The sequence below is a fragment of the Bartonella sp. AC10YNML genome (assembly GCF_042196825.1).
Classification (GTDB): Bacteria; Pseudomonadota; Alphaproteobacteria; order Rhizobiales; family Rhizobiaceae; genus Bartonella.
This window is the reverse complement of the sequence record NZ_JBHIRA010000005.1, coordinates 46,028-59,401: the sequence shown is the minus strand read 5'-3', so window position 1 is coordinate 59,401 and position 13,374 is coordinate 46,028. Positions and strand designations below refer to the sequence as shown.

The 13,374-nt window shown below is 35.4% G+C and carries 8 protein-coding genes and 1 tRNA gene; 5 read left to right on the top strand and 4 right to left on the bottom strand.

Translation table 11 applies throughout. The features are described from left to right. Window positions 1–71 precede the first annotated feature (71 nt). Entirely contained in the window at window positions 72–2,576 is a 2,505-nt protein-coding gene (locus tag ACFINA_RS04075; RefSeq protein WP_375615120.1) for an SPOR domain-containing protein, read from the top strand. Between the two features lie 181 nt (window positions 2,577–2,757). Here ACFINA_RS04075 and ACFINA_RS04070 read toward each other — a convergent pair whose 3' ends face one another. Continuing rightward, window positions 2,758–3,033, bottom strand: coding sequence for a hypothetical protein (locus ACFINA_RS04070; RefSeq protein ID WP_375606656.1), 276 nt, complete (start codon window positions 3,031–3,033; stop codon window positions 2,758–2,760). 310 nt (window positions 3,034–3,343) lie between these two features. On the opposite strand from ACFINA_RS04070, the gene ACFINA_RS04065 reads away from it, so the two are divergent. After that, window positions 3,344–4,450 (top strand): branched-chain amino acid aminotransferase, encoded by a 1,107-nt coding sequence (locus tag ACFINA_RS04065; RefSeq protein WP_375608328.1) that lies wholly within the window; start codon window positions 3,344–3,346, stop codon window positions 4,448–4,450. Window positions 4,451–4,560: 110 nt separating this feature from the next. Here ACFINA_RS04065 and glpX read toward each other — a convergent pair whose 3' ends face one another. Continuing rightward, entirely contained in the window at window positions 4,561–5,547 is a 987-nt protein-coding gene (glpX, locus tag ACFINA_RS04060; RefSeq protein WP_375606658.1) for a class II fructose-bisphosphatase, read from the bottom strand. Window positions 5,548–5,690: 143 nt separating this feature from the next. Next, window positions 5,691–7,007 carry a homoserine dehydrogenase gene (locus ACFINA_RS04055; RefSeq protein WP_375608329.1) on the bottom strand — a complete coding sequence of 439 codons (1,317 nt, stop codon included), beginning with the start codon at window positions 7,005–7,007 and terminating at the stop codon, window positions 5,691–5,693. A 1,248-nt stretch (window positions 7,008–8,255) separates the two neighbouring features. Between ACFINA_RS04055 and ACFINA_RS04050 the strand changes: the two genes are divergently transcribed. The 3 genes from ACFINA_RS04050 (at window position 8,256) to ACFINA_RS04040 (ending at window position 11,835) form a co-directional block, all read left to right on the top strand. After that, window positions 8,256–8,330, top strand: a tRNA-Glu gene (locus ACFINA_RS04050). Window positions 8,331–9,076: 746 nt separating this feature from the next. Beyond that, window positions 9,077–10,291 (top strand): NADP-dependent isocitrate dehydrogenase, encoded by a 1,215-nt coding sequence (locus ACFINA_RS04045; protein ID WP_375606660.1) that lies wholly within the window; start codon window positions 9,077–9,079, stop codon window positions 10,289–10,291. Between the two features lie 116 nt (window positions 10,292–10,407). Next, complete coding sequence (locus tag ACFINA_RS04040) at window positions 10,408–11,835, top strand: MFS transporter (protein ID WP_375615119.1); 1,428 nt, start codon at window positions 10,408–10,410, stop codon at window positions 11,833–11,835. A gap of 44 nt (window positions 11,836–11,879) precedes the next feature. On the opposite strand, the gene ACFINA_RS04035 is transcribed toward ACFINA_RS04040, so the two are convergent. Next, window positions 11,880–13,079: an MFS transporter gene (locus tag ACFINA_RS04035; protein ID WP_375606662.1), complete on the bottom strand. Its 1,200-nt coding sequence runs from the start codon at window positions 13,077–13,079 to the stop codon at window positions 11,880–11,882. Window positions 13,080–13,374 lie beyond the last annotated feature (295 nt).

Sequence of the window (13,374 nt, the reverse complement as noted above, 5' to 3'; positions counted from 1 at the left end):
TAATTTTAATATAACAAATCAAAATCAACCATTGATTGCACGTAAGTGCAAACTATCATGTGAGAAAAGCTATGAGCGATAACGATCGCAAAAATCTACACGAAACAAAACACGATCATGAACACCATGATCCTTTAGAAAGGCTTACGCGCATTTTTAATCCGCACAAACAAAGCGGAAACCAAAATGAGCAATCTTCTTTAAAAACAGATCGATCAACATCTCACCCCGAAATATCATCCCATGATGATGATTTTGATTTGTCCTTTCTAGAAGAGGAACTTGAAAATAATTTAGCACATGACTTACCGTTTGATGATCAAAAAAAACAATGGGGCTTGCATGCAACCAGCAACGCAAAAGCCTCAGATATTGCACAAGCTGCTTCTTTCAACCATTCAAAACAAAATAATTTATCTGAAGAGAAATATTCTTCATCTAACAATCATGATGAAGAACAAATTTTAGATGCGCTTTCTCCATTACCAATCCCCAAAAATCAATCACATCAACAGAAAACAACAGCAACCAGTGCTGATCCTTTTCTTGAAAAAAGTAATTTTATGTCACAATCAGAATCAGAAAATTTCTTTTTTGATAAATCTGAAAGGCGTGAAAATAAGAGAGAGACACCAGAAGATGTTGAACAAACCAATCGTTTTTCACAAATAAATTCACAAAAACCTGAGGCTACGAATATACAAAAAACTTATGATGACAATCAAAACCTCTATGACACTCCTATAAACCATCCCTATAAAATTTCAGCTGATCAAGAAAATTGGATTAAAAAAGATTATCCTGATTCCTCCTCTTCTACAGAGGAAAATGAGTTTTTCTCATCTTCTAATCTTGTGTCAGAAAGACAAAACACTACAAGAAATCAAACAACAAGTACCTTCTCCTCACCTTTAGATTCTCCACCAGTTGATAGACAATCTTATTTAAAGGGAGCTTCACAAGAAGATCATAAAACCAATTATCCCCATTTTTTTGAAGAAAACCCCTCACAACAAGAAACTTATAGCGAAAAAGTTCCGATATATGATGAGGCTCGAGCCCAATACATCAATAACGCCGAAGGTGCGTCTAACCCAAATAGAGAAATTTCATATAATGAAAATAATTTAGATGAGTTTCTTTCCTCATCCCCCTCTTTAAATACAAAACAAACGGATGACTTTTTTACCCATAACTATACGCACAGAGATACTCCCCCTCCCAATGTTGATACTTATAAATTTTCAGAGGAAATCGTAGAAAAAACTGGCCCTATTATGGTTCCAGAAGTTCCGTATGAAGCGCCAGAATATGATGTGCCAACTAATGGTGGTTTAGAAGAAGAATTTGCTGATGTACTCAATGTAGGGAATGTCCCAACGGATAATTTTTCTCAAAAACAACAGCAAAATGAGGTTTTTAGTGAAATTTTTCATCAGTCTATGCAAAATTCAAAAGAAGGTGTTTATATAAACTCTAAAGAACAAAACTCCGACTATTTTTCTTCTGCCAATATGGAATATAATTTTCCCTCTTTTAGCGAGAATTCATCATACACAAGCTCAGATGAGGTTCCCACGCATCCATCAGCTCCTCCTCCCTTAAAAAGTTTTATTTTTGGTAAAACTTTCATTAAAGGTTTTTTTATACTTATTTTAATAGGAATTGGGTTTGCTGGTTATTCTCACTTTTTTATGCCATCACAAAAAAATCAAGAAACGGTCATTATCCACGCTGATAATACGCCTTTTAAATTCAAACCAGAAACAACTGAAACGAAAAATGATGTTGCACATAATTTAGATATCTATAAACAAACAACTGAACAAAATGAGAAACAAGAAAATACACAACAATTTCTTATTGATAACTCTGAACAACCTGAAAATTTAAAAGAATTAAACCCTGAAGAATCTTCAAGCGTTTCCTTATCGTCTTTAAATGAATCTGATGTTGAAGATGCAGTCACAGAAGCCATAAATCATACTATTCCAATGCGAGAAGTACAAACTGTTATTGTCAATCAAGATGGTACAGTTACACTAGCCCCCGCGCATCAAACAAACAGCAAAACTGCTGCTCAATCTGAAGAAAGCATTGATCAAGCTTCTAATGAACTTCAAGATTCGTCCCATGATTCTGATATAAACGACCAAGAAAGAGATCATGATCTCAAAAATAATATTGATAAAATAATCGCAGAAAATAATTCTAGCTCAAATATTGAAGAAAAATTTATCCCAATTCCTTCTCATGCAGAGAGAAATGCACAAGTCGAAACAGAGACTGCATCTCGCCCCACCTCATCAAACAGAGTTGCACCACAAAATTCAGAAAGTTATTATGTACAACTTGCATCTCAACCAACGCATGAGCTAGCTAGAGATTCTTTAAAAAATATGAAATCTAAATTTGGGTTCCTTATCGGTGCCCGTCCTTTAAATATTCAATCCGCTTTTATACCAGGAAAAGGCACTTATTACCGTGTTCGGATTCAAGCGCAAGACCGTAATGAAGCCATAATCCTTTGTGAATCCATTAAAAGTTCTGGTGGAAGCTGCTTCATCACACGCTAAACCAATAATGCAGCGGTTTTAACAACCGTTGCATTATTTATTTCCATACCAGCTCATTACTTATCGAAAACGTTAGAAATTACAATTCCCTCAATCTTTTTCGCTTATGTCTTTGTGCTGACTTTATTCCTTAATCTACGTCGATTTTTGCTCTATCTAAAAGATTATATTTATGAAAAAATCACTCCGTACCCTTATAAGTATAAGGTACAAGGGGAGGCGAATTTAAATCTTTTTTGGGCGTTGTTACGCTTTGGCTTGTTTCTGGGGTATTATAACGCGAACTATGTTCAGGAGATTTTGCAAAAAAAGATCCTAAAAAACCAAAAATAAACCAGATAATAACCATCGCAAGAAGAATAGCAAAAATACCCTTAGCGATTGAAACAGGTTGTTCACGACCTCTTCTTTCTGCGGCCATACGTTCTTCATATGTGTGATAATTTTTATCAATCATAGTGGATTCCTTTTCTCAATTCCCTTACCTTTAAATTTCTAGAAAATATGCATATATGAAATTATTCAGATACTTATTGTGAGAAAACGATAATTATAGACAAAAGTTCCAGCTTACTTCATAAAGTTGAGGAGAAGAGGCAGGGATAGAATTAAAATATCCACCCTACCCTAGCCTTTGAATTCTATAATAAACCCCTTTGTATTCTATAATAAAACATTGACACAAAGGTTTTGTTAATAATAGAGTTATAATTAAAATATTTCATTATTTTTATTAATAAAAATGAAACATACTCAGAAGGTTTTTTATGAAATCTCCCATATCATCGCTTCCCTTTAAAATAGAAAAACACCCATCTCCTCTGTCAGAAGAAAAACGTGAAAAAATTCTACAAAGTCCCGGTTTTGGTCAGTTTTTTACAGATCACATGTGTACTATTCAATGGACTGAAGACAAAGGCTGGCATAATGCCATCATTTCTCAATACAAAGCTTTAGAAATTAATCCTGCAAGTACCGTTTTGCATTACGGACAAGAAATTTTTGAGGGCTTAAAAGCATATCGTGCAAAAGATGGACGCATCTTGCTCTTCCGTCCTGATGCCAATGCACAACGCTTTATAGAATCAGCACAACGGTTAGCGATGCCAGAATTACCAAAAAATATTTTTCTAGATGCCGTTCATCAATTAGTAAAAATTGATCAAAAATGGGTTTCCGACCATCCCAATGCTAGCCTCTATATACGTCCATTTATGTTTGGCAATGAAAGCTTTTTGGGTGTTCGCTCTTCTCAAGAATATCTTTTTTGTATCATAGCCTCTCCAGTTGAATCCTATTTCAAAGGAGAAGAAAAATCTGTCAGCGTTTGGATTGAAACAGATTATAGTCGAGCCGGTCCAGGGGGGACAGGGGCTGCCAAATGTGGTGGAAACTATGCAGCGAGCTTACTTGCACAAAAAAATGCAACTGAAAACAATTGTAGCCAAGTGCTCTTTCTCGATATGGTTGAACATGAATGGATTGAAGAACTTGGTGGTATGAATGTCTGCTTTATTATGGACAATAATACACTCGTAACTCCTCCACTTAATGGAACAATCCTTCCAGGAATAACACGTCATTCGCTCTTAGAATTGGCAAAACAAATAGGATTAGAGATAGAAGAGCGTCCTTATTCCTTTAAATCTCTCCAAGAAGATGCAAAGAGTGGACATCTTAAAGAAGTCTTTGCTTGTGGTACAGCTGCCGTTGTCACATCAATTGGTCGTTTTAAATATAAAGGGGGAGAGTTTATTATTGGAAATGAAACAGTTGGAGAAATTACAAAGCAGCTTCGTACACAATTGGTTGGCCTTCAAAAAGGGGACATAGAAGACAAAAACGGCTGGGTACATTCTATCCAGCTCTCATAATAATGAGATATTTTTATATTTATAACGCTTCCATGAATACATATCTACCTTCATGGAAGCGTACGTGCTCACTAAAAAGTTTCTCTATTTTTTAGCGACTACAAAAAATATTAATCAAATTTTGAATAATCTTTATGCTGTGCTTTAATATTGCGGACTGTTCCCGTATGGGAACGCATTACGAGAGTTTCTGTTTGAATATAGCGAGGCGTGAATTTAACGCCAGAAAGCATATTACCATCTGTCACCCCTGTTGCTGAAAACAAAACATCACCCTTTGCCATTTCTTCCATTGTATAAACCTTATTGGGATCACTAATCCCCATTTTAGCTGCACGAGCAATTTTCTCTTCTGTATCAAGCAGCAAACGACCTTGCATCTGTCCCCCAATGCAGCGCAAAGCAGCAGAAGCTAAGACCCCCTCTGGAGCTCCACCAATCCCCATATAGATATCAATACCTGTTTCTTCTGGATCAGTTGTATCAATAACAGCAGCCACATCTCCATCCCCAATCAAGCGAATCGCTGCTCCTGTTGCTCGTACTTCATCAATCAATTTTTCGTGACGAGGTCTATCCATAATACAAACAGTAATCTGATTAACGGCTACTCCTTTAGCCTTTGCAAGAGCATGGATATTATCGGCAGGACAAGCATCTATATCTACTATTCCCTTTGGATAACCAGGACCAATAGCAATTTTTTTCATATAAACATCAGGAGCATAAAGGAGGTTACCCTTTTCAGCAATTGCAACCACAGCCAAAGAATTGGCAATATTTTTAGCACAAAGTGTTGTTCCCTCTAGTGGATCAAGTGCAATATCGATCGCCAATCCACTTTGAAGACCTACTTTTTCTCCAATATAAAGCATAGGCGCTTCATCCCGCTCACCTTCACCAATCACCACTGTACCATCAATAGGCAATCGATTAAGTTCCTGCCGCATTGCATCTACAGCAGCTTGATCCGCAGCCTTTTCATCGCCACGTCCGCGCCAGCGTGCAGCAGCAACAGCAGCACGTTCAGTAACACGTACCAATTCAAGTGTCAAAATACGATCAAGTCCATTTAAAATCTTCTGAGTTGTGGGCATATGAAAAAATCCTACCGAATGAATACCAGAAAAAATATGAGTCCTTATTAAATACTAAGAATAAAGTTTTTGGCAAAGATGAAAATTTTCCACAAGAGACAAAAGAACTCAAGCTTACCTTTTTGTCATTATCAAGAAAGTTATCAATTCTCTGCCATAGGTTCAATACGAATAAATTGAGATTTTGCAACAAGATGTCCATCTTTTTCAATTTCTGCAAGTGCCTGTCGTACATTCACCTCTGTTGTTTCATGCGTAATTAAAATAATTGTTTTTTCAATTTGATCTTCTACAAAAGATCTTTGAACAATCGACTCCAATGAGATGTGATTATCAGCCATATGCCTTGCGACCGCGGCAAAAACACCAGTACGATCATGAACATTTAAACGAATAAAATAACCACCTGCATGATGCGAAATACGTGCTTTTTTATGAGGAGCAAGTTCTAATGCTGGGCGTCTTAAAACAGGTGCATACTGAAAACCAGAACGTGCTTTTGCTATATCAGCCAAATCACCAATAACGGCTGATGCTGTTGCCTTTCCTCCGGCACCGGGACCAGAAAACAGTAATTCACCTAATAAATCACTTTGAATAGAAAGAGCATTGGTTACACCATTTATCTGTGCAATCATCGAGGATGTTGGTACCATTGTTGGATGAACGCGTTGCTCTATTCCAGAATCCGTTTTTAATGCAACCCCTAAAAGCTTAATCCGATACCCCAATTCATCAGCTGCTCGAATATCAATTTGCGAAATATTATGAATTCCTTCAACATAAACATTATCTAACGAAACAGCAGTTCCAAATGCCAAGCTTGTCAACAAAGCTAATTTATGAGCAGTATCATTTCCCTCAATATCAAAACTTGGATCTGCTTCAGCATACCCAAGTCTCTGTGCATCTGCTAAACAATCTTTAAATGAAAGACCTTCCGTAAACATACGTGTTAATATATAATTACAGGTTCCATTGAGAATACCATAAATTCGCGATATGCGATTACTAACAAGTGATTCTCTCATCGCTTTGATAACAGGAATTCCCCCAGCAACAGCTGCTTCAAAATGAAGAAAAACACCTTTTTTTTCTGCAATTATAGCGAGCTCTACTCCATGTTGAGCAAGAAGAGCTTTATTGGCTGTTACAACATGATGTCCCGCCTCAAGCGCTCTCTTAACAGCGGTATACACCACATCCAATTCACCACCAATTAACTCTACAAAAACATCAATCTCATCAGAAGCAGCCAACTCCACAGGTGAATCAAACCATTTTATATTACTGAGATCAATTCCACGATTGCGGCCTTTATCACGCGCACTAACAGCAACAACTTTGATGAATCGTCCACATTGACAAGCTAAACTATTCGCTTTTTCACATAGAGTTCGAACAACTGAAGTACCAACTGTACCAAGTCCCGCAACACCAACTTTTAAAGCTTCTGCCATTATTAACCACTGATCCCTATCTTCATTGAAAAATCGTTTAAATGATGTGCCAATCAACACAAAAAGTACTTATGTTCATAAAAACAAAAGAAATACCCTGCTCTATTCATTTCATTTTTTCTAATAGAATTATCCCCGCTTGTTCAATCAACATTCCTAAAAATATAATATTTATTGTCTTCAAAGATTTCAGAATCTTTATAAAATATCTAATTCAGAATGAAAATCTGTAAAACTTATAAATGCAAGTTTCCATAAAGAAAAGTTCTAAAAAATAATCAATAACCAGTTAAAGAATATTGAAGAATTGGTAAGAAAGAATAAAAACATCTCTTCTAAATCAACAAGTATGGAACAAAAAACATTCTTTCATATGATAAATTAAGGGAATGAATAAAATAAAGTAAATCAGTAAATGATAACACATTCCTTCCTACCATTCCATAGCTTTAACTATAAATCTTTAATGCAAAAATCTTAACGCACTCATATATCAAAATAGAACCTTACATTAAAGTAAAAAACAAGACTTGATATGTGTACACCATAATTCTGAAATATTATAAATATGGAGAATAAATTTGCAAAATTCGAATATTTTATCTCAACTTATTACCACCTCTTTGCAAAACTAGCGAATTGAAGTGACAAAAAACTCAATTTACCCTTTATCCACGCTAATTCATTTTCAAATCAAGAACTTCTCAATATGTAAAAGAACAAATGAATGATTTTTAATTTTAAAAATTTTACAGTCATGTAAAAGTAAATATAAGAAAATTATTTTTTAATATATTCTGTAAAAATTGCTTTAATATTTTTATTATAAAGAATCTTTTTATATTTTGTTAAACTGAAAGGAATCTGTGGCTTGTTCCTCAAAAAACTTTTGTATGATTGGTATTATTTGTTAATTTGGTAATAAATATTGTCTTTCTACTTCATAAATTATACAGTTTTTGCTTTATGATAAACTCAAATGAGAAGTCTTCTGTATAAAGGCTCTTTCAAGCAAGTTAAATAATATTCTCATATGGTGAGCAAAGATAACAAACGATAAAATATGCAAAAAATAAATACATTAAAAATGCTGTTTTTGATCATTTTTGCCTACTCCTCAAACTGAAAAAAACAATCCAAACAGAAATCGCTCAAAAATTATTCAATAAAACACACTTTTTTCAAAAAAAATGACACAGAGGGCTTGCGAAGTAAAAAGATCCTCTCTATAAGCCTCATCATTGGTTTGCGCCCATCGTCTAGCGGTTAGGACATCGCCCTTTCACGGCGGAAACAGGGGTTCGATTCCCCTTGGGCGTACCATGTTTCTTTTTTTTATGTGTAATATATTCATTTTATTTGTGTTTTTAAAAATGAGGGATGCATAAATAAAAACGAGGGAATAAGATTTTAAAAGGAATCTCTTCGTAAAAAGGATACAAGAATCATTAGGTGATTAATTTCTTTGTTGCATTTCGAGGATAGTGCTTTACTGCGCACAGTTAATAACAATAAGAATCGATAAAACATAAAAGTTAGAAGATTCTAGCTCGCGATACGGTAATTTTATAAGTCATATCCTTGCGTATTTTCCAACCTTCAAAATTGAAGTTTATCCCAAACGCATTTTATATGAAGCATTTCTAATTACAGTGCCATTGTTATCACATTAAACTTTTTATAAACAAACAGACCGTAAGCTTAAAATTGAAATAGCAATATAAAAATAGTTTCTTATTCACCTAACACAACAAATCAAGAAACTATAATTCAGAATACGATCAACTTATTAAATGGAATCTCTGATAATAAAAATGTATAATCTCGATCCCCCGATGATCTAACTACCTTATCTATTAAACAGATTCCTCATCAATCATAGAATAATTATAGATTTGCAAACACATCACTTCTTTTCAAAAATTAAACCCTCCAACAAAATTTTACACTCTATTGATAATATATTCTAAAAGCTCATATTTGAATGCTTTTTTCCCCTGTTTTTACTTTTCATTATAAACTTGAAAGTGTTATACAAATAGTATCGCTTAAAAGAAAAAGGATTTCTAATGGTAAAGATCAAAGTAGAAAACCCCGTTGTTGAACTTGATGGGGATGAGATGACCCGCATCATCTGGAAATATATCAAAGATAAATTAATCTATCCCTACCTCGACATTGATCTAAAATATTATGATCTTTCCGTCGAAAATCGTGATGCAACCAATGATCAGGTAACTATCGATTCTGCCAATGCTATCAAAAAATATGGGGTTGGTATAAAATGCGCAACCATCACACCTGATGAGGCACGCGTTAAAGAATTTAACCTAAAAAAAATGTGGAAATCACCTAATGGCACAATCCGCAATATTTTAGGAGGAGTCATTTTTCGCGAACCCATTATCTGTAAAAATGTCCCTCGCCTTGTTCCTAACTGGACAAAGCCAATTATTATCGGACGTCACGCTTTTGGTGATCAATACAAGGCAACAGATTTTAAATTTCCAGGAAAAGGGAAATTAAGTATTAAATTTGTCGGTGATGATAATCAAGTTATTGAACATGATGTTTTTGATGCTCCAAGCGCAGGGGTTGCCATGGCTATGTATAACCTTGATGAGTCAATTCGTGATTTTGCCCGGGCATCCTTTAATTATGGACTACAACGAAATGTTCCAGTTTATCTTTCAACAAAAAATACCATTCTAAAAACTTACGATGGTCGTTTTAAAGATATCTTTCAAGAAATATTCGATACGGAATTTAAAACTGAATTTGAAAACCGTAAATTATATTACGAACACCGTCTTATTGATGATATGGTTGCTTCTGCATTAAAGTGGTCAGGTGGATACGTATGGGCATGTAAAAACTATGATGGTGATGTCCAATCTGATATTGTTGCCCAAGGCTTTGGTTCTCTGGGTCTCATGACTTCTGTTCTCATGACACCTGACGGCAAAATTGTTGAAGCAGAGGCAGCACACGGCACCGTAACACGCCATTACCGTCAGCATCAAAAAGGTGAAGAAACATCAACAAATTCCATTGCCTCTATTTTTGCATGGACGCGTGGACTAGCGCACCGTGCTAAACTAGATAACAATGAAAAGTTAAAAAACTTTTCCACGACATTGGAAGAAGTTTGTATTAAAACCGTCGAAGAAGGTTTTATGACTAAAGATCTCGCACTTTTGATTGGGCCTAAACAAAAGTGGCTTTCTACAACAGGTTTCCTCAATAAAATTGATGAGAATCTCAAAAAAGCAATGGGCAATTAAGTTATTACTTAAATTAAAATTCAAAGCTCTGTTTAGAGCTTTGAATTTCTCTTGGCAAATTTAAAGAACTGCCTTATAAATAAAAAGAGGATAAATTTTATTAAATAGCAAAAACAGTGAAAAAACAAAGCTGGTCTGCGCTTTTATTAGGTAAAAATGGTCTTTGCTTTTTGACGTTTATAGGCGGTGTTGTGTTACACGCTACCAACGTTTATATTGTTATTACTATTTTGCCCTCTCTTATGAATCATATTGGCAATGAAATATATTATTCTTGGGTGGCAACTGTCTTTATTACAGCTTCACTTCTTGGGACTTCATTTGCAACAAAAATATTAGGGAAATTAGGTCCTCGCAACACTTATGTTCTCTCTGGACTTATCTTTACCCTAGGCACTTTCATGTGCAGCATTTCTTCATCTATGCCATTATTTTTAATAGGACGTTTTATTCAAGGATTTGGAAGTGGTTCTTTGTTATCCTTATCCTATTCCATGGTACGTATTGTTTTCAGTCCATCTTTATGGTCACACGCATTAAGTGTCATCTCTGGAATGTGGGGAATATCAACCTTGTTAGGACCAGCAATCGGAGGAATTTCTGTATATTATGGCATGTGGAGAGCATCTTTTTGGATCATTGGTGCATTAGCTATATTATTCTCACTCATAGCCTTTAAATTTTTACCCCAAAAGAATGAAAATTATATTCCAACAACCCCTCTCCCTCTGCTCCAGCTTCTCACACTCACCTTATTGATTTTTATCATTTCTGTTGGAGGAGCTATGGACACAACAATGGCCAAAATTTGCGGATTAGTTATCGGACTTAGTCTCCTCTTTGTCCTAGCAAAAATCGAATCATCTACCCTTCATCCTATGTTGCCACGCAAATCCTTTTCTTTTTCTTCTGAAATTTTTCCTGTTTACGCATTAATACTCGTTATGACGACAGTCGTATATAGTATGGAGCTTTATTTCCCACTTTTTCTTCAAGAGCTTCATGGACAAACTCCACTTCTTGCTGGTTACATAGCAGCACTTATGAGCCTAGGATGGACATGTGGAGCCCTCTCAAGCGCTGGTGTATCGGCAAAAAAAATTCGCAACATCATTATATACTCCCCCCTATTAAAACTATTAGGCATAGCTATTCTTTTATGGCTCATTCCAACAGAAGTTTCCACACTTGAATATATTTTTATGATCTGCTTAGCACTGTTTTTTATTGGAATCAGTGCGGGCATAGCATGGCCACATTTGCTCACAAGGATCTTACAATGTGCAAATGATGAAGATGCTCTCCGTGCCAGTGAATCCCTTACCTCTGTACAACTATTTTCAGCTGCCTTAAGTGCAACTCTAGCAGGAGTTATCACCAATCTTGCTGGCCTCTTTAATCCTGGAGGAACAATAGGAATGATCTTAGCAGCAAAAACTCTTCTTATAGTGCTTATGGGTCTTTTATTTTGTCTTGCTATTCCATTAGCACTGCGCATTTCTTACTGCATATTAAAAAAACCAACAGGACATTCCAATAACTAAAAGTAAATATAAAAATTCCTTCTTCATTTAAAAAATGAAAAATATTAAGCATGCTTCTCCATATACCATGAGATGCAAAAAACCATTAATCCACACAAAGTTAGAACACTTCCTAAAACAGCTGTATATTCATAACTATAGCCCAATTTTAAAACTAATGCTCCAGATTCTGCACCAAGAGCGTTGGCAATATTAAAAGCAGACTGCATTAATGCTCCTGCCAAAATCTGTCCCTGTAGTGCAACATCCATAATTTTTGTTTGTATAGAAGGCATAGCAGCAAAAGAAGTTCCAACAAAAAAGCATCCTATTGCCGCTGTTAACGGAGCATAGGATAAAAAGAAAAAAAGAAAAAAAACAAATACGCTCCAAAGCATAGAAAAAAATATCATCGGCGAAATACCAATTTTAACGGCTAATTTAGGCCCCAAGAGATTTCCTACCACCATACCCAATCCAACTAAAGGCATGATAAATGGTACCAACTCAAGTGAAACACCAGAAATATGCATTAACGTTGGCTTGATATAAGTGAAAACAGAAAATAATCCTGACGCTCCCACCGAAACCATCAACAAAAGAAACCACACCTGCTTTTGCTTTAATGCACCCATTTCTTGCAAAGGATTCGTTTTTGGAAAAATTGAATCACAAGGAAAAAAATTCCAAATAAGCAAGCTACATAATAAAGCAATCATACCCACAAGGATAAAAGCAATCTGCCAACCAATAAGTTGACCAATCCAAGTAGCACTGGGTGCTCCCAAAACGGTTGCAATTGTTAAGCCGAGCATAACATATCCAACAGCTTTAGAACGTTCTTTCATTTCGACCATTGAAGAGGCAACCATAGCCGCAAGTCCAAAATAGATTCCATGGGGAAGTCCACTGAGAAAGCGTAATACGACTAATATGCTAAAGTCAGAAAAAAAGGCACTAGCGATATTTGCTAAAGCATAAAAAAGCATCAATCCTATCAAAACAGTTTTGCGTGATACCTGAGCTGTTGCCACAGCTAAAAGAGGTGCTCCAATCACAACTCCTAATGCATAAGCAGAAATATATTGACCAGCGGTAGGAATATCAACATAGGAACTTCGTGCCATCTCTGGTAGTAGCCCCATTGCGACAAACTCTGCAGTACCAATAGCAAAACTCCCCACAGCAAGAGCTAAAATTATTAAACGCCGTATTCTCGAATCAATTCCCAATGCAAGAACCTTTTGTTGATAAAAATCCTTCATATCATCACTTCTGGATAGGAGTTTTAACTGTAGATATCTGTAATACACACAAACAAAAATTCAAAACATTGTTATACGCATGCCCAATAGTCCCTAATAAAATTTTAGAAATATTTTGATATATAAAGCATTTTATGAAGCTTTAAGTAAGATTCTTTAATGAAAAACCTTTGAAAACCTCAAGGTCACAGACGTATTTACCTATTTTTATCAGATCTGCCAGATAATAAACTTTACCTCCTCTTTTCAGTCATTGTAATTTTACAATGAAAGCTTTATTTTGCAACGACATACT